We start from the raw sequence: 17,245 nt of genomic DNA on the forward strand, positions 1-17,245 counted from the left end.
ATTCAATTCAGTAATAAAATTCACCATATTATAGTGAATAAATAATTTGAGAAATGTGTGAGTAACTTGTAAATTTTAAGGCTAAAATCTTGCTCTCTTGCTGATTTTTATAAATTATTTGTCTCCTTATTTGAGTTGTTGTAACTGCTGAAATACTCTGATGTCAAGAAAAATCCTAGAGGTGATTATCTGAGTTCATCAGCGAACAGCATCTAAAATTAGACGTTTTTCAGCAATTCTTTTGATTCATACATCACCAAAGCTCATAATTACGGAAAGATTTATAGCGAACAGCAGAGACAAGGAAGACAAGGGAGAGAGATGTTTGTAAATCATTTAAACTTCTGCCTCCTGTTATATCAAGAATATTTAAGCTAATCAGGTTGGGGCAAATTAGTAGTTGATGTCAAAATTTACTCCCATCAATCATGCCTGTAGATAGTCATTTTTTGGTCAGATTTCTTGGTAAGACTAAAAACCAACCCAGCAAAGATCCAAACCTTGTAGATTCATCCAGACTTTGGGGAGGTAAAATGGCTTCAGGTAAATGGCAACATGCTATTGGTATATTTAGCGATCGCCAAATTGCACTACAAGCGATCGACGAGTTAAGAAATACTGGCTTTTCGATGAATAAAATTTCTGTAATTACTCGCAAGCCAGAACTTGAGAATAGCGATACAACACAAAATCATCTGACGCAAACTGAAGGTGCAACTATAGGTGCATTAGCCAGCGCCAGAACCGCAGGTTTACTGACTTTAGTTGCCGGTTTCGGGATTTTACTGATTCCGGGGTTTGGCCCAGCCTTAGCTGTCGAGTCTGCTTTAGCCACACTTTTAGGCAGTGGTGCTAGTGCGGCCGCAGGTGGAATTATTGGTGCGCTGCGGGGTTGGTTTTTGCCGGAAGAAGCAGCGCAACTTTATCATGAGCAAGTATATCAAGGCAATTATCTGGTCACAATCGAAAGCACAGAAGCTGATATTCGTCGTGCTGAAGCAATTCTGCAACGTTGGGGTATTCAGGAGTGGCGTGTGGTTGATGTGCCAGAGAATTGAAAAAGTTGAACTAGAGCAGCGTAAATATTTGTAGTTGTGATAAGCCAGGAGGCTCACTGAGCGTACTTGTACTGAGCGCAGCCGAAGTAGTCGAAGTGAGCAGAAGTCAGTCCCGATGAACTGGTTTCACGAGCCTTGGATGAAAGAGCGACTAGTATGTTTACTCAGTACTTTCTTGTTAACCTGTAAAGTAGACAGTTTTTGAGTATCAGGAGTAGCCATGTACGTGCTAGTGGGTGGAGCAGGATTAGTAGGGCTTTCTTTGGCTCAAAAATTGGTAGAACTAGGACATACGGTTGCTGTCATTGATATTGAGCCGAATGCTTGCCGTTATGCCCGTGAACAAGTGGGAGCAATGGCGTTTGAAGGCAGTGCTGTGAGTACAGAAGTGCTGTTAGAAGCCGGAATTCGCAAAGCCGATGCTTTAGTAGCAGTCTTGAGAAGTGATGCTTTGAACTTGGCGATGGTGACTTTGGCTAAACATTATGGTGTACCACATATTTTGAGTCGGTTACGTCATGGTGATTTTGCAGAACCACTGCGTTTAGCAGGCGCAAACCATGTGATTAGCACCGTTGAACTATCAGTGTCTACAATGGTCAATGCCATTGAATATCCCCAAGTAGAATCAATGATGCACTTTGAGCAGGGACAGATTGAAGTGTTAAAACTAGCGATTCCTAATAATTGCTATGTAGTGAATCGCAGTCTTGCCGAAATAGCACAAGATTCTCGCTTTCCTAGTGGTTCTCTCATCATTGGCTATCAACCTCACCCCCACGAAGATTTGATGATTCCGAATGGTAGTACAGTCCTCGAACCAGGTTCGACTGTATTGATTGCGACTAAGCCAGGAAGTGTACATCAAGTCATTGATTTTATTGAAGGTTGCCAGTAGTTTTCATGAAATTTCATTTACAGATTATTTTAGCGATCGCAGTTATTTTCCTGGCTGCTTGTCAAGCATCCGAAAATTCCCTAAATTCACAACCTAAACCAACTCCAATTAGTCAGACATACAAAACAGTCAATTTAGATCCAAATTTTAAAATAGCAATGGGTCAGACTATTTATGTTCCCATCTATTCGGAAATTTATCATCACAATCGCCAAGAAATTTTTAATTTAGCAGCTACACTCAGTATTCGGAATACAGATTTGGCTAATCCTATAATTATTACTGGTGTCCGCTATTATGACTCTAGTGGTAAATTAATTGAACCATATTTAGAAAAGCCAATTCAACTAGATGCCCTGGCTTCCACCGAATTTTTTGTGAATCGTAATGATAGCCGGGGCGGTGTCGGGGCAAATTTTATTGTTGAGTGGGTATCATCAACAAAAATATCTGAGCCAATAGTTGAAGCTGTGATGATTGGCACTGACTTTCAGCAAGGTATTTCTTTTATTAGTCCGGGAAAAGTTATCAGTAACAAAAATAATACCAAATAAAAAATAAATTGATAAATAAATGGATTTACCTATTATTAAACATGAAATTTTAGGACAGCTAGTCTATAATGCTGAATTGGATTGGTATGAAAGTCAAATTGTTGTTGATGAAACACTAATTTCCCTCAGTCTTTCAATGGAAAATAATCATGAGGTTGAATTAATATTGGCTAGAGCTAGTGGTGTTGTCAGAAATCTGAAGCATTATGCTAAAGATGCAGAAGAATATGCTGTAATAAAATTGTTAGAACTTAAGAATGAAACATGGCTTGATGAAGACGAGACATTTTTAACGTCTGAAGAATTCAAAGACCAAATAATACTTGAAGGATTAGTCTTTTCTCCAGATGGTGAAGTGGAGTTTTATTATAACGATGGGAATATATTTTTTGGACACTGTATCATTCTGACAATGGATAAAGATAATTGCTTTATAGACGCTATGATTGCTGGATGATTCAGTTTTAAATGTATAACAGATGATCAATCATCATCAAGTTGCAGCAATTGTTCATCAATAGATTGTATCCGTACCTGCACAATTTCCTCAGAAAGAATGCGCTTGCGTAGTGCTTCATTCAGAACGCCCTTTTCTGCTAATAATAAACGACGACGAATAGCATCCAATTTGCTTAAATCATGATTTTTAGCATCTGAATTATCAACACGGCGATTGTACAAATCTCTCAAAGATTTTTCCGCACCAGCTACCCTGACTTGATAAGCCGATCGCATTTCCTCGTAAACTGATTTTGGTAATACCCCTGTTTTCAACAAACTATCTAATTCATCCTGGGCGGCTTTCCCTGTCATCAGTTGGGCTTGTAATTCTTCAACTTGCTGCTGAGTTGCGGAGAATTTCGATAATTTTAAGCGTTTAACTAACCAAGGCAAACTTAAACCCTGTCCAACTAATGAAACTAGCACACTACCAAAAACTAAAGCTATTAAAACATCTCTACCCGGTAGAGTAGTTGGTAAACTCAAAGCCAAAGCCATTGACAGTGAACCTTTGATGTTGCCTAAAAACAATAAATGTTGCCAACGCAGAGGAATCGGGCGATCGAACCAACGAACGATCGCCAGTAGTGGATAAACTGTTAGTATTCGCCCAGCTTGATAAGCTAAAACTGCCAGTAAAACCGCAGGTAAGGTTTTCCAGAAGGTGACTAAGTTAATTTCTAAACCAATCAACAGAAAAATAAACGTATTCACCGTAAAACTGGCATATTCCCAAAAACTCAATAAAGTGATGCGACTCGAAGCCGAAGTATTGCGCGAAAGTCCCTGATTCCCGAAAATTAAGCCAGCGACAACCACCGCCACCGCGCCTGACACACCGAGAAACTGCCCCACCTGAAAAGTACCCAATGCAATCGCAACCGTCAGCAACAGACTACTCAGAGGATCATCTAAACGGGTGAATACAGGTATGCTTAAGTAACCTAATACTAAACCTACAACGCAACCACCTAAAGAGATCAATAGCAGTTGTTGGATTCCTTCTAATAATGTGATTGAACCTGTGGAATATACTTGCGAAATCAGGTTAAATGAAACTAATGCCGCCGCATCATTGAATAAAGTTTCGCCTTCAACAATCGTAGACAGTCGAGAAGGTACGGGTATTTCCTTAAACACTGCAATCATCGAAACAGTGTCTGTGTTTGCTAGAATCACACCCACAAGTAAAGCTGGTATCCAAGCTAATCCCAGCCCTAGTTTGAGTAATAAGGCAATAATTCCACTAGAAATAACAGCCCCAGGTAAAGCTAACAGGGCAATAGGTTTAAAAGTACTGCGTAAACGACTAACATCTGTATTGATCCCAGCTTCAAAAATTAGAATTGGCAAAAACAAATTCAAAACTAAAGCAGGATCTAAACCAATGCGGTAGGATAATAATTCGGTTATCGGCAACCCCGCCAACACCAAACCTGTCACATAAGGAACGCGCAATCGACGGGATACTAAAGCTACACCAGTGGCAACTAGTAAGAGAATAATGGAAATTTTAACTAATTCAGTAACATTCACTGTGAATAGTGCAGTCCTGTTGGATGATATGTGAACAACACAGACAAGGGAGACTAGGAGGACAAGGTAGAGAAGGAAGCAAGATGTTTGTAAGTCATTTAGAATTGCTATATAGCAGTCCTAAATCATTCGTGAAATTTCCTTTCTTTTCCTTCCTCTTCTTCTTTGTGTCCTACCCTGCGGGAAGCCCTTCGGGTTCAGCAGTTGCTTCAAGTCGGGGAACCCGCCCAACGCACTGCTTCACCGCTATCGCGTCTATGCGTCCTTTGCGGTACCCTACCCTTCGGGAACGCCTGACGGCGAACGGGAAGCCGCTTCGCGTCTACGTTAAAAAGAATACTTTTTCACGACTCGGATAGAATTGCTATAGTGCTGAGATTCTATGGAAATTTCATGAATAAAAATCGCAAAAATTTAATATAACTGTCAACTAACTTCAGATAGAGAAGTAAATCATCATATATCGCAAATTCCCTCCCTTCATATCTGATTCTCCGCGCCTCTGCACGGCAGTCGCTTCAAGTCGGGAAATCTGCCCAACGCGCTGCCTTGTCTCTGCGTGAGTAATAAATTTCAAATCTAAAATTAACAATTAAAACCTTGGAGATTTTTCCATCATAGGTGAGAGTCATAACTGGAGAAATATTTGTCACAATCTCTCCTGAAAGTAGAAATAATTACCTATGCAAATTCAAACACCAGACTGGGTTAAGCACGCTGTATTCTACCAAATCTTTCCCGATCGCTTTGCCAGAAGTAAACAGCCGCGTAAACGATTGTTACACGAAGCCCGTTGGGAAGACTGGGAAGCAATGCCAACATTACAAGGTTATAAGGGCGGTGATTTGTGGGGCATTCTAGAAGGGTTAGACTACATCCAAAGTTTAGGAATTAACGCGATTTATTTCACGCCGATTTTTCAATCTGCGAGTAATCACCGTTACCACACTCACGATTATTATCAAGTTGATCCGTTGTTGGGAGGAAATGAAGCTTTTAAAGAATTGCTAGAAGCTGCCCATCAACGGAATATAAAAGTGGTTTTGGATGGAGTATTTAATCATTCCAGTCGTGGGTTTTTCTTTTTTCATGATGTGTTGGAAAATGGCCCTCATTCGCCTTGGGTGAATTGGTTTAAAATTCACGGCTGGCCGCTTTCTGCTTACAACGGTGATTTTCCGGCTAATTATGAAGGTTGGGCGGATAATCGGGCTTTGCCAGCCTTTAACCATAACAACCCAGAAGTTAGGGAATATATTATGGAGATTGCCGAATATTGGATGAAATTTGGCATTGATGGTTGGCGGTTGGATGTACCATTTGAAGTGAAAGCTCCTGGTTTTTGGCAAGAATTTCGAGAGCGAGTCAAAGCCATTAACCCCGAAGCTTATATTGTGGGGGAAGTGTGGGGAGATTCGCGCGAGTGGTTAGATGGAACGCAATTTGACGGCGTGATGAATTATTTATTTGCTGGGCCGACAATTGCCTTTACCGCAGGCGATCGCGTAGTCTTAGAACAAGTCCAAAGCCGCGATTATCAACCTTATCCACCTTTATTTGCTGCCGAGTACGCCACTAAAATCCAAGAACTATTGCAACTATATCCTTGGGAAATTCAGCTAACGCAACTCAACTTACTGGCTAGTCACGATACCGCACGTTTAATGACTATTGCTGGTGGCGATAAAGCCAGCATCGAATTATCAACTTTACTGTTACTCACCTTTCCGGGTGCGCCCAGTATATATTATGGTGATGAAGTGGGTTTACCCGGTGCAATAGACCCTGACTCCCGGCGTGGCTTTCCTTTAGAAGCGAATTGGGATCAAGAAATTTTGCAAACTCACCGCCAATTAATTGAAATTCGCCACGCTTACCCAGCTTTGCGAACAGGAGACTATCAAGTACTCTACGCCCAAGGCACACTCTACGTTTTTGCCAGGAAATTAGGCACAGAAGAATTAATCATTGCTGTGAATGCTGGTACAGCATCAGTCAAAGCCAACATAGATATTGCTAGTTTGCAAACTCAACCCAGCAAGCTGTTATTTGGCCATACAGAATTTGAGTGGAATACCGCAGGCGAAACAAAACAACTTTCTCTCACAGTTCCTCCCCGTACTGGTTGTATTTTGGCTTAAATAGAACGTGGATTTTACTCCCCTTGCCTCGTAGGCTACTGTGTACACACAAGTCGAAAATTTTCGTGTTCAACCACATCCCGCCTAGAACTAAAGTTCCAGGCTCATAGCCAAAGTCCACAAAGCGTGGACTGGAAGATGTTTTTAGTTGAGTCATCTTCAGATGACTTGCGCTATGAGACTCGGAATTGATTCCGAGGCGGGACAGATGCACTCAACGAAATTTATTTGTGTGTACACCATATCCTCGTAGGAGAGGGGCTGGGGGTGATGTTAAAAATTCTCTCCCCTACTCCCATGTGGTCTACACTGCAAATTAGGTGCTTAATAGCTTATATCGAAAATTTTCGTGTTCAACCACATCCCGCCTAGAACTAAAGTTCCAGGCTCATAGCCAAAGTCCACAAAGCGTGGACTGGAAGATATTTTTAGTTCAGTCATCTTCAGATGACTTGCGCTATGAGACTCGGAATTGATTCCGAGGCGGGACAGATGCACTCAACGAACATTTATTTGTGTGTACACCATATCCTCGTAGGAGAGGGGCTGGGGGTGATGTTAAAAATTCTTTCCTCTACTCCTATGTGGTCTACACTGCAAATTAGGTGCTTAATAGCTTATATGCTTACCGAGTCCGTAACAACTGCACGAAAGTATTACTCACCGTATTATCCTTAGTATCCGCCGCGTATTGAATCAACTTCTCCCGCAATTCTTTCGCTGCATCTAACGGGAGTAAGGTTGCTAACAAGAAATACACACCACGAAAACGGGGATCGCCCATTCTATCTACTAACAGTACTTCCGCTTCATTACTGTTGCCGAGGAAATTCTGCACTAAGAAAAAGTCCATGATTTTATCGTGGCGGAAGTACCATTCTTGCTTGGGTTCACCTTTTTCATCTTGCCATTGACGGCTGACTACCATTTTGTATTTGTCATCTTCTAAAGACATGACAACTGGATAAAATTCATCGGCGGGTAAAGCTTGTTTGTCTTGCATTCGCATTTCGTAGACGGCGGCGGCGAATTTCTTCAAAGGAAATTCTTGATTCCATTCCTTCAGGTATTCTGCTGCTATTAGGTTGTATTGCTGTTCTTGCAGGCGGAATAAGTTGGGATGTTTGCCTTGGGATAACATCAGCGCGACTACATTTAAATCCATTGGGTTAGAAAGAATGCGCCGCACAGCATCTAACTCTTCTTGGGCTTGCTGGTCTTTGAGGACTTCTGTTAAATAGTTGGTGCAGGCTTGGGTGTAATCAGCACCTTGAATTTTGGCATCTTTGGGTAGTAGCGGCTGGCGGGAAAGCAAAAACTCTTGAATTTGGGTTTGTTCTAAAGGCTTTAGTTCGTAGATTTTGGCGGTTGAGGGTGGTGTCCACTCTAGGGGCTGGGTAGTCATGATAATATTGCCCCGGAAATAGCTTTCGACAAACTGGCAGATTTTCGCCCTGGTTTCGGCGGTGACTTCGTTGAGTCCATCGATGCAGATATCTATCGCGCCACTGTAAATCAGGTTTTTGAGAAATCCTGCATCTTGGGCTTGCCCGTGGAGTTTGTCTTGAACAGCTTCAATTACGCCTTTATGGCATTTTTGGGCGGGGAGGTAAACGATAATGCGCTGGGAGTTTGTCAGCAGATGGCGGAGAAACATCGACTTGCCTAAGCCGGAATCACCTTGTAAGATAACTTGCCCGTGAATTTTGGGGAGGGCGGCGGTAACTGGTTGGATGTCGCCGGATGGGACTTTGACTTGCGACTGGGGAAAGTATGATTGGTCATGAAAATTATCTAACCCGGCATCGGCTAATAGAGACGGCTTGAAGGGTTCAAATAATTTGCGGCGGAAAAAGGGAACCCAGGTGAGGAGAAAGCCGACGTAACCCACGCCTAAGATGCGGCGTACCCAAGGGTTCCAGAAGAAGATGGCTTGGACTTGGGGAAATTTGGGGTAGGCGAAGATGAGGGCAAGCCAAAAGGCGGCGTGAGAGATGACGGTAATTCTAGCGTTGAAAAACCACTGCCAACCCTTGAGGTTAATTATCACTGATTGCAGTGAGTCAGCTTCGTTGTATCCGGCTTTTTTGAGGTTGTGGTAGTGGGTTTCTAAAATGGTAATCTCTTGCGGTTGCCAAGCGACTTTTCTAGATACTACGGCAATTTGGCTGGCTAAGTCTTGTTGTAATCTTGTTAAATCTTTGCTGGGTTGCCAAACGTCGCGGAATACTTCTAGTGTTTTGACAGCTTGAGCGCGTTCTGGTTTATCAGGAGTTGTTTTTGGTCTACCTAGCCATGTCAGCAAGGTTTTGACTTGTTCATCGCCGCCACCCAGTAAATAAGACCAAAAGCGCCAAAATTCAAAGTTATTATTCTCAGAGTAAGATTCAAAGAATTTCTGATTTGGTTCATAGACATAACTCAAAACTACAACAACCTCTTCTAAATTCAGTTGCCTAATTTTCCCTAATGCCACTGCCGCACTGCCACGAACTTCTGAGTTCACCTTTTCATCTTTGAGGAACTTGAGGATGTCAGGCACATACGGAGTTGCCGCCTGTTCCAGATTCCCTAATGCGGATGCCACTCTGCTGTTCACCTTTTCATCTTTGAGGATTTGGGCGATGTCCGGGACATAGTTAGCCGCCGCCTGCCCCAGATTCCCTAATGCCTCTGCCGCACTGCCACGAACATAGGAGTCCACCTTTTCATCTTTGAGGATTTGGGCGATGTCCGGGACATAGTTAGCCGCCGCCTGCCCCAGATTCCCTAATGCCACTGCTGCACTGCCACGAACATAGGAGTCCACCTTTTCATCTTTGAGGATTTGGGCGATGTCCGGGACATAGTTAGCCGCCGCCTGCCCCAGATTCCCTAATGCCACTGCCGCACTGCCACGAACATACTTGTCCACCTTTTCATCTTTGAGGAACTTGAGGATGTCAGGGACATAGTTTGCCGCCGCCTGCCCCAGATTCCCTAATGCCACTGCCGCACTGCCACGAACAGAGTTGCCCACCTTTTCATCTTTGAGGAACTTGAGGATGTCCGGGACATAGTTAGCCGCCGCCTGCCCCAGATTCCCTAATGCCTCTGCCGCACTGCCACGAACATAGGAGTCCACCTTTTCATCTTTGAGGATTTGGGCGATGTCAGGGACATAGTTAGCCGCCGCCTGTCCCAGATTCCCTAATGCCTCTGCCGCACTGCCACGAACAATTGAGTCCACCTTTTCATCTTTGAGGAAGTTGAGGATGTCAGGGACATAGTTAGCCGCCGCCTGTCCCAGATTCCCTAATGCCTCTGCCGCACTGCTACGAACATACTTGTTCACCTTTTCATCTTTGAGGATTTGGGCGATGTCAGGGACATAGTTAGCCGCCGCCTGTCCCAGATTCCCTAATGCCTCTGCCGCACTGCCACGAACTCCTGAGTCCACCTTTTCATCTTTGAGGATTTGGGCGATGTCAGGCACATACATTGCCGCCGCCTGTCCCAGATTCCCTAATGCCTCTGCCGCACTGCCACGAACTCCTGAGTCCACCTTTTCATCTTTGAGGATTTGGGCAGCTTTCTTAGCAATATCCTCCGGCTTCCGTCCAATAGAGTTTAAGTTTTGCAAGTCATATTCAACTAATTTACTGAGTGCATATCCCTTAACTTGGTCATGTCCATCATCAAGGGCAGCGACTATCCCGTTAATCTGCCACGCTTCCGGCTTGGGTTTGGGCTGTTCTTTGGCGTTTACCCAAGGTAGGGAGAGGCAGAGAGTTAACAGTAGGGTGAAGCAGAAAAGGAAAAACAGCGAAAGCTTCTGAGCGTGACGGGGTGTGGTGAGCATAATTTGGGGCAAGGCAGCAGATTACACGCGGCTATCGGTATAATATCAGTCTTGCAATATGTAATTCCTGATTTAGAGCTTTTAATACTCGCTCATGATAATTAAAGGTTCATTAAAGAAGCTCAAAGGTTCATCGCCAATGTTCTGAGGTTCATTTGCTAACCTCAAAGGTTAATTGTTAATGCTCAGAGGTTTACGCGCTAACCTCCGAGGTTCATTGCTGATGTTCTGAGGTTCATTTGCTAACCTCCGAGGTTTATCGCCAATGCTCAAAGGTTTACGCGCTAACCTCAGAGGTTCATTGACTAACCTCAAAGGTTTATCGTCCATGCTCAGAGGTTCATTCGTTAAAAGATACTTCTCGTTTTTCAATTGTCAAAGGCTGTTTTGAAAGTCTGTTTTTTGGTAGCCAAACATTTAGATCCCCCTAAATCCCCCTTCAAAAGGGGGACTTTAAATCTTATTCCCCCCTTTTTAAGGGGGGCTAGGGGGGATCAAACCCTGTATATGCTCACACACGCTCTCAAAGTGATTTAAAACTTGACTATTTGTAAACCTAATAATCTTTAAACCATACCCTTCTAAAATTCTTGTTCTATCTCTGTCATAGTCTTGACCTTCATCTGTAAAATGGCTATCCCCATCAATTTCAATTACTACTTGTAAAGTAGGACAGTAGAAATCAACTATAAAATGATCAATCGGTCGTTGCCTCAAAACCCGAAATTGAAAATTCCTTAAATAATCACACCACAGCTTTTTTTCTGCTGGAGTCATGTTTTTGCGAAGTTCTTTTGCTCTTTCTACAAGCTTTGGATTGTAAGGTAAATGGAAATCGCTACTGTTAAGTTTGTTCCTCATCTTTTAGACAGTTTATATCTTTCAACTCATTGAAAATGTGTGAAATAAAATTAAATTCACTATTTTGATTCCCTTGAAAACTACGGTGTATACACAAGACTTATCAAGTTGTTTACTAGCATTTTGATCCCCCCTAGCCCCCCTTCAAAAGGGGGGGACTGGAGTTAAAGTCCCCCTTAAAAAGGGGGATTTAGGGGGATCTAAAATGTTTTGCTACATCTCTAAAGACTTTTAAAAAATCCTCTAAGAACCCGATGCAGGTTTAGCAGGTTTACTTTTAATAGCTTTAAACTTTTCACCCATCTGTTCAGCAATGGTTTTTAACCCCGGTGTTTTCTTAGCCGCAGTCTTGACGTAATCATAAACTGTCAAACTACTGCTCATGGCTTCGCTACCAACTGCCATTAAGGTATCATCTACTTGTTCTGTCAGTTGTCGCAGTCCAATTAACAGTTCGGTGAGATTGGTAGCTAATTGATAATCCCGGACAAATTCTTCTAAATCAAAACTCGCTGGTAAAATATCGCGGTTCGACTGGGCAGCAATTAGGCTAGTGTTGACAAAAGATAGTCTTTTATCGCCCATTTTAAATAACTTGCGTCGTTCTTCGGCGCTGAGGGTGACGAGAAACGGCAACTTTGCTTGAATGGTTGCAAAGGCGGCTTTAATTTCTTGGATATCTTCTGGAGAAAGGGAGGCGGTGATATTTTGGTAAGCCATTTTATCTTTACCGTAGGGAATTTTTGTTATGATTCCCACTGGTAAATGCGATCAATCAAACAGCTTTAGGACTGACGCACAAAAATTTTCATCCTCAACCACATCCCGCCTAGAACTAAAGTTCCAGGCTCATAGCCAAAGTCCACTTAAGTGGACTGTCAGACATTTTTAGTTGAGTCATCTTCAGATAACTGGCGCTATGAGACTCGGAATGAATTCTGAGGCGGTTTACGCCCTAATTTTTCAATGTCCAGCCACCATCGCAGGGATGAGAACTGCATCAATAACGTGAATTACACCATTGTCTGCCAAAATATCGGTTTGCAGGATATGAGCATCATTCACTGTGATATCCCCGTTAGTAGACTCAATTGCTAACACAGATCCTTCCAGAGTCTCAGCTTCTGCGATTTGTATTAAGTCATCTGACCTCACATCGCCATAAGTGACATGATAGGCGACAATTTTCCTTAGTTTGGCAGTATCTTGCAGTAGTTCTTCTAAGGTTCCCTTTGGTAGCTTGGCAAAAGCTTCATCTGTGGGTGCAAACAGTGTAAAAAAATCAGAACTTTGCAGAGTGTGTATAATTTTTGCAGCCTCAGCCGCTTTTACTAAAGTGTTAAAATTGCCTGCTTTAACAGCAGTTTCCCAAATGTTAGCCATTACGATATCAAGATAGTCTGACAAATTTAGTTATAAATTGATACAAAACTATTAACCTCTATCAACGGAGAGGTAGCGGAAAATTAGTTGTTAACCCGAATTTCTCACGTAGGGGATGTGGGGAGGGTGGGAAGTGTGGGGGGAAAGATTTCTTCACCATCCTCCCACACCCCTGGATTTCTCACAAGAGAGAAATCCAGGTTCAGCATATAAACAAGCATATTGAGACAGCAGGGGAGCAGGAAGAGGGTTTGCAGCTTTTATGAATATGAATATGATGCAGATGAAATGACGATTGGCTGATGTATAAGCCGTATCTTGTCTAGGACTGCTAAACTGGGGAATGTCCCCAAGAACCATTAACTATGCTCAAGCGTTCCAAGTTCGAGACAACCCAATCTCAGATTATGCACCGCGCCGAGGATTTAATTAGTGCAGCCTCGAATCGCTACCGCATCACGGTTCAGGTGGCAAATCGTGCCAAGCGTCGGCGTTATGAAGATTTTGAAAGCTCTGAAGATATTCTGATGAAACCTGTTTTACGGGCAATCATTGAAATGTCTGATGAACTAACTCAGCCAGAAATTATCGGTGAAATGTAAAATTAGTCCAGCCTAACGACTAAAGTCGCGGCTACACGAACAAAACCCGCACTTCGGCAAGCTCAGTGACTGCCTGCGCGGGTTTTAATGCACTTATAGCTGATGGTACAAGAAGAATAATTCTGCGTTGCTCAATTATCCTACTGATGGTTGTGAAGTTTAATTCAGCATTAATTATGGCGTTGGTTGTAGTTGGACTTGTTGTGAGTTTAGGCACAAGTCAACTACAACACTCTAGTTTTATTGGCATTCAGCCTGCTCTAGCTCAAAGAATTAGCCCTTCCGATGTTTGGCAGTTAGTATATCAGCAATTACCAGACCTGCCGAAAGAAAACCAGTACGTCAACAAAGAAACTGGCAAAAAGGCGGAAAATAATACCTTAGCTAGTCGCCTGATACGTTATCACGTTTACGTCAAAGAGCGATCGCCAATTTATCGCTTTGACTGGAAGCTAACATTGGCTGATTACCTGGGAGCCAATGAAATTATGTATGATGCTACCTATCCCGGTAATGATATATTACGCGAGAATCCGATAGAGGGCGATCGCGCTGCCATTTCTCGCCTGAGTCGCCATCAACGAGATGCTTTAGTCCAAACATTAGTCGATGTTTTTAACCCCAACGCGCAGAACATTCGCCAAAAACCTCGCCCTAGTACTTCCACCACTCCCCAACCACCCCAAACAGGCGGTGCTGAACTCTTAAAGTGACATGAGAAGGCAGAAGGGAAGAGGGTTTTAGTTTCATTAACCTCTCTTAAACATAGTTTTATTTTTTCCCCCGACTTGCTGAAATATTTGTAGAGACGTTGTGTACAACGTCTCTACCTACAACAACCGATAAATTATATCCGTAGTGAAAGAGCGATCGCCCCTCAAATCTCATCACAGACAAAAAAAGATACAATCTAAAATCTCAAATCCAAAATCTAAAATTTGCAGATGGAACGTCTGATGAAAAGCGGTGTAGGTTGGCGTATTGGCTGGAACCCTAATGCACCTGAATTTAAAGGATTAGTGGGTACAGATGATTGGGCGATTGAGTTAACCGAGGCTGAGTTAAATGAATTTTGCCGTTTGTTAGCACAGTTAGCAGAAACCATGAAACAACTCGCAGCAGAATTAATGGATGAAGAAAAAATTGCTTGTGAGGCCGAAAGCGATTTATTATGGATGGAAGTGGAAGGTTATCCCCATGAATACAATCTGCGCTTTATCCTAAATACAGGACGCTGTGCAGAAGGTAAATGGAATGCCTCTGCTATACCTGGTCTGTTGCAAGCTGCTGGGATGTTGCAAGTTTTTTAAACTTCACCCTTGATTCTCCCCAAGCGTTGCGATACAATAATAATTCTGACCGGGGCGTAGCGCAGCTTGGTAGCGCGCCACTTTGGGGTAGTGGAGGTCGTGGGTTCGAATCCCGCCGCTCCGATTGATAAAATCCCTAATCCTGCTAGTCTTGATGTAAGATTAGCAGGTTTTTTCGCTGCATTCAGGGGATATTTGCTGGATAAGGGAGAGAGGGGAGACAAGGGAGACAAGGGAGAGAGGGGGGATAAGGGGGGTTAGAAATAGTTCAGTTAAGAGAATAGTGAGGTTGGGTATAGCGATAGTGTAACCCAACAAAGTATGGGTGAATGTTGGGTTACGTTCCTCCACCTAACCTACACCAGTCTGACTCCTGAATCCTTTTTATTCACAAGGATTTAATTTGCAAATCTGATGGGTTCTTGTTGTTCGCTTCTACGGGGAGAAATCCACCAGCTTGCATTTTCCATAACCTATAGTAAGCACCGCCGCGTGCTAAAAGTTTGGCGTGGCTACCATCTTCGACAATTCGACCGTGGTCAAAGACTAAAATGCGATCGAGGTGGGCAATTGTAGACAGCCTATGAGCAACGACTATAACGGTTTTGCCATTCATTGCTAAGTCTAGAGTATCCTGAATGGCTTTTTCGGTAATGGAATCAAGGCTGGAAGTGGCTTCATCTAAAATTAGGATTGGTGCATCTTTGAGGATGACTCGTGCGATCGCAATTCGTTGTCTTTGTCCTCCCGATAATTTTACACCCCGTTCACCCACCAAAGAATTGTAGCCTTCCTTGATTTGGCTAATAAAATCGTGGGCGTAAGCTTTACGTGCAGCCTCAACTACTTCCTCATCACTGGCATCCAATCGCCCATAACGAATATTTTCTATCAATGTGCGGTGGAACAGCGATGGATCTTGGGGAATCAAGCTGATTTGCCCGTGTAAAGCATCCTGCGTCATATCACGGATATCAACCCCATCAATCAGAATTTGTCCTGACTGGGGATCGAATAAACGCAAAATCAAATTCACGAAGGTAGATTTACCAGAACCAGAAAAACCTACCAAACCGACACGTTCACCTGGTTGAATAGTGATGGAAAGATTATCGAATACTTTCTTATCTTCTGTGTAGCTGAAATTAACTTGGCGAAACTCAATTTTACCTTGGGTGATGGAACAAGCGATCGCTTGTTCTCGATCAATCAACTCATGGGGTTGCACAATTGTCATCACACCATTGGCAATATTCCCGATATGTTCAAAAAATTCCAGAAAGCGACGGCTTAAATTACGTGCTTCACTGATGATTAACAATGACAAACTAGTAGCGACAACAAAGTCAGCCGCAGCGATCGCACCTTGACTCCAGAGGGTGAGAGAATAATACAGCGTGCCAATTTTCAGAATCGCTGCTGAAATAAACTGAAACCAGCGAATTCGCTCAGAATACCAGTTAGATTTTCTTACCTGTTTGAGTTCGCCCTTTAATTGTTCATTTAAATAGCGTCGTTCAAAACCCAAACGCGCAAACAGCCGAGTACTACTGAGATTTGTGACTGCATCTACAATAATGCCTGTAGTTTCACTTCTGGCGGCGGCGGCTTTGCGAGAATAAATTCGACAGCGAGTCGCTAACCAAAAGGAAATAGTAATAAACAAAACTGCCCATATCCCAACAAACGCCGCTAAGGGAGGATAGGCGCGATACAGTAAGATTGTGGCGACAATATACCCGACAATCACAGACATAAATTCTGTAATTAACATTTGCATCGTTTGGGTAACACCCAGAGAAGTTTCCCCGATGCGATGTGCTAAAGCCCCAGCAAAACTACTACTTAAGTAACGATGGGAATGATGTTGCAAATAAGCATATAAGGATCTGACGATGTGCTGGCGGTGGATGGGATGCAGAATCGTTTGCAAAAGTCCAGCCGCACGTCCAAAGATTACTTCACCCACACTCAACGCTGTGAACAGTATCAGAGGTTGACGAATAACATCAAAAATTTGCTGACTGTTGTTAGGCGATCGCGTCACACTACGAATAATTTCGCCAATGGCATAAGGTAACATAATGCCACAAGTTGCGTGCATTATTTCCAAAAGTACCATTACTAAATACCACCAGCGAAACTGGTTAACAAAATAGCAAATAAATCTGAATGGTGTATCAGGTAAATTTGGCGCAGTCGCAGCACGTTGAAAAGATTTGGATTTTCTAATCTTTTTCGTCATGTAAAGTCGATATCGTAGCATTGTTTAAACTGATGGACGGAATAAAAATGGACGACTAAATCCGCCGTCCAATTGCTGAAAGAAGGCCATAACTATCTACAAAAAAACTGATGCAAGAAAACAAAAAATTCAGGTTGTAGAGAAAGGAGGAGGTTTTCAAAACACTTACACCCCTATAGGAATACGGTTTGATTCCTGAATCTAGTTATGTAGGTAGGGAGTAGGGAATGGGGAGTAGGGAGTAGGAAAGACGGCTGATCTGGGTGTACTGATTTTTTTCATAAATCAAATATGAGTCCTATATACCCTTGCACC

The 17,245-nt window shown here is 42.9% G+C and carries 15 protein-coding genes and 1 tRNA gene; 9 read left to right on the top strand and 7 right to left on the bottom strand.

Going from position 1 to position 17,245, the window contains the following annotated elements:
* Nucleotides 1-533: 533 nt before the first annotated feature.
* The 4 genes from H6G79_RS16040 (at nt 534) to H6G79_RS16055 (ending at nt 2,967) form a co-directional block, all read left to right on the top strand.
* Nucleotides 534-1,058: a hypothetical protein gene (locus H6G79_RS16040; protein ID WP_190591753.1), complete on the top strand. Its 525-nt coding sequence runs from the start codon at nt 534-536 to the stop codon at nt 1,056-1,058.
* A gap of 220 nt (nt 1,059-1,278) precedes the next feature.
* On the top strand, nt 1,279-1,956 hold the full coding sequence (locus tag H6G79_RS16045) for a TrkA family potassium uptake protein (protein WP_190591752.1): 678 nt from the start codon (nt 1,279-1,281) through the stop codon (nt 1,954-1,956).
* Nucleotides 1,957-1,961: 5 nt separating this feature from the next.
* On the top strand, nt 1,962-2,510 hold the full coding sequence (locus H6G79_RS16050; protein WP_190591751.1) for a DUF3124 domain-containing protein: 549 nt from the start codon (nt 1,962-1,964) through the stop codon (nt 2,508-2,510).
* A 19-nt stretch (nt 2,511-2,529) separates the two neighbouring features.
* Nucleotides 2,530-2,967, top strand: a complete 438-nt coding sequence (locus H6G79_RS16055; protein WP_190591750.1) for a DUF2262 domain-containing protein — start codon at nt 2,530-2,532, stop codon at nt 2,965-2,967.
* Nucleotides 2,968-2,993: 26 nt separating this feature from the next.
* On the opposite strand, the gene H6G79_RS16060 is transcribed toward H6G79_RS16055, so the two are convergent.
* On the bottom strand, nt 2,994-4,547 hold the full coding sequence (locus tag H6G79_RS16060; RefSeq protein ID WP_190591749.1) for a cation:proton antiporter: 1,554 nt from the start codon (nt 4,545-4,547) through the stop codon (nt 2,994-2,996).
* Nucleotides 4,548-5,065: 518 nt separating this feature from the next.
* Nucleotides 5,066-5,200: a hypothetical protein gene (locus H6G79_RS37340; protein ID WP_277877255.1), complete on the bottom strand. Its 135-nt coding sequence runs from the start codon at nt 5,198-5,200 to the stop codon at nt 5,066-5,068.
* A gap of 30 nt (nt 5,201-5,230) precedes the next feature.
* Here H6G79_RS37340 and H6G79_RS16065 point away from each other — a divergent pair, with 30 nt between their 5' ends.
* Complete coding sequence (locus H6G79_RS16065; RefSeq protein ID WP_190591748.1) at nt 5,231-6,688, top strand: glycoside hydrolase family 13 protein; 1,458 nt, start codon at nt 5,231-5,233, stop codon at nt 6,686-6,688.
* A 625-nt stretch (nt 6,689-7,313) separates the two neighbouring features.
* Here H6G79_RS16065 and H6G79_RS16070 read toward each other — a convergent pair.
* The 4 genes from H6G79_RS16070 to H6G79_RS16085 all read right to left on the bottom strand — a co-directional run bounded on the left by H6G79_RS16070 (nt 7,314) and on the right by H6G79_RS16085 (nt 12,773).
* The gene (locus tag H6G79_RS16070; protein WP_191049363.1) at nt 7,314-10,529 is read right to left on the bottom strand and encodes a HEAT repeat domain-containing protein; all 3,216 of its coding nucleotides are present in this window, start codon (nt 10,527-10,529) and stop codon (nt 7,314-7,316) included.
* Between the two features lie 474 nt (nt 10,530-11,003).
* A complete protein-coding gene (locus H6G79_RS16075) occupies nt 11,004-11,390 on the bottom strand; it encodes an endonuclease domain-containing protein (protein ID WP_190591746.1) in 387 nt (128 codons plus the stop codon).
* Nucleotides 11,391-11,633: 243 nt separating this feature from the next.
* The gene (locus H6G79_RS16080; RefSeq protein ID WP_190591781.1) at nt 11,634-12,110 is read right to left on the bottom strand and encodes a hypothetical protein; all 477 of its coding nucleotides are present in this window, start codon (nt 12,108-12,110) and stop codon (nt 11,634-11,636) included.
* 243 nt (nt 12,111-12,353) lie between these two features.
* On the bottom strand, nt 12,354-12,773 hold the full coding sequence (locus H6G79_RS16085) for a fasciclin domain-containing protein (RefSeq protein ID WP_190591745.1): 420 nt from the start codon (nt 12,771-12,773) through the stop codon (nt 12,354-12,356).
* A gap of 365 nt (nt 12,774-13,138) precedes the next feature.
* On the opposite strand from H6G79_RS16085, the gene H6G79_RS16090 reads away from it, so the two are divergent.
* The 4 genes from H6G79_RS16090 (at nt 13,139) to H6G79_RS16105 (ending at nt 14,809) form a co-directional block, all read left to right on the top strand.
* The gene (locus H6G79_RS16090; protein WP_190591744.1) at nt 13,139-13,375 is read left to right on the top strand and encodes a DNA-directed RNA polymerase subunit omega; all 237 of its coding nucleotides are present in this window, start codon (nt 13,139-13,141) and stop codon (nt 13,373-13,375) included.
* 146 nt (nt 13,376-13,521) lie between these two features.
* Nucleotides 13,522-14,088, top strand: a complete 567-nt coding sequence (locus H6G79_RS16095) for a hypothetical protein (protein ID WP_190591780.1) — start codon at nt 13,522-13,524, stop codon at nt 14,086-14,088.
* A gap of 231 nt (nt 14,089-14,319) precedes the next feature.
* Nucleotides 14,320-14,685 carry a DUF1818 family protein gene (locus tag H6G79_RS16100; protein WP_190591743.1) on the top strand — a complete coding sequence of 122 codons (366 nt, stop codon included), beginning with the start codon at nt 14,320-14,322 and terminating at the stop codon, nt 14,683-14,685.
* A 50-nt stretch (nt 14,686-14,735) separates the two neighbouring features.
* Nucleotides 14,736-14,809: transfer RNA gene (locus H6G79_RS16105), tRNA-Pro, on the top strand.
* 264 nt (nt 14,810-15,073) lie between these two features.
* Here H6G79_RS16105 and H6G79_RS16110 read toward each other — a convergent pair.
* Nucleotides 15,074-16,930 carry an ABC transporter ATP-binding protein gene (locus tag H6G79_RS16110; protein ID WP_190591779.1) on the bottom strand — a complete coding sequence of 619 codons (1,857 nt, stop codon included), beginning with the start codon at nt 16,928-16,930 and terminating at the stop codon, nt 15,074-15,076.
* Nucleotides 16,931-17,245 lie beyond the last annotated feature (315 nt).

It is taken from the genome of Anabaena sp. FACHB-83 (genome assembly GCF_014697485.1).
Taxonomy (GTDB): Bacteria; Cyanobacteriota; Cyanobacteriia; order Cyanobacteriales; family Nostocaceae; genus Nostoc_B.

Excerpts from the sequence above, each read along its gene's own strand:
- H6G79_RS16090 (WP_190591744.1), top strand. The coding sequence starts at position 13,139 with ATGCTCAAGCGTTCCAAGTTCGAGACAACCCAATCTCAGATTATGCAC.
- H6G79_RS16065 (WP_190591748.1), top strand. The coding sequence starts at position 5,231 with ATGCAAATTCAAACACCAGACTGGGTTAAGCACGCTGTATTCTACCAA.
- H6G79_RS16075 (WP_190591746.1), bottom strand. The coding sequence starts at position 11,390 with ATGAGGAACAAACTTAACAGTAGCGATTTCCATTTACCTTACAATCCA.
- H6G79_RS16045 (WP_190591752.1), top strand. The coding sequence starts at position 1,279 with ATGTACGTGCTAGTGGGTGGAGCAGGATTAGTAGGGCTTTCTTTGGCT.
- H6G79_RS16040 (WP_190591753.1), top strand. The coding sequence starts at position 534 with ATGGCTTCAGGTAAATGGCAACATGCTATTGGTATATTTAGCGATCGC.
- H6G79_RS16050 (WP_190591751.1), top strand. The coding sequence starts at position 1,962 with ATGAAATTTCATTTACAGATTATTTTAGCGATCGCAGTTATTTTCCTG.
- H6G79_RS16100 (WP_190591743.1), top strand. The coding sequence starts at position 14,320 with ATGGAACGTCTGATGAAAAGCGGTGTAGGTTGGCGTATTGGCTGGAAC.
- H6G79_RS16085 (WP_190591745.1), bottom strand. The coding sequence starts at position 12,773 with ATGGCTAACATTTGGGAAACTGCTGTTAAAGCAGGCAATTTTAACACT.
- H6G79_RS16055 (WP_190591750.1), top strand. The coding sequence starts at position 2,530 with ATGGATTTACCTATTATTAAACATGAAATTTTAGGACAGCTAGTCTAT.
- H6G79_RS16080 (WP_190591781.1), bottom strand. The coding sequence starts at position 12,110 with ATGGCTTACCAAAATATCACCGCCTCCCTTTCTCCAGAAGATATCCAA.
- H6G79_RS16110 (WP_190591779.1), bottom strand. The coding sequence starts at position 16,930 with ATGACGAAAAAGATTAGAAAATCCAAATCTTTTCAACGTGCTGCGACT.
- H6G79_RS16070 (WP_191049363.1), bottom strand. The coding sequence starts at position 10,529 with ATGCTCACCACACCCCGTCACGCTCAGAAGCTTTCGCTGTTTTTCCTT.
- H6G79_RS16095 (WP_190591780.1), top strand. The coding sequence starts at position 13,522 with ATGGTTGTGAAGTTTAATTCAGCATTAATTATGGCGTTGGTTGTAGTT.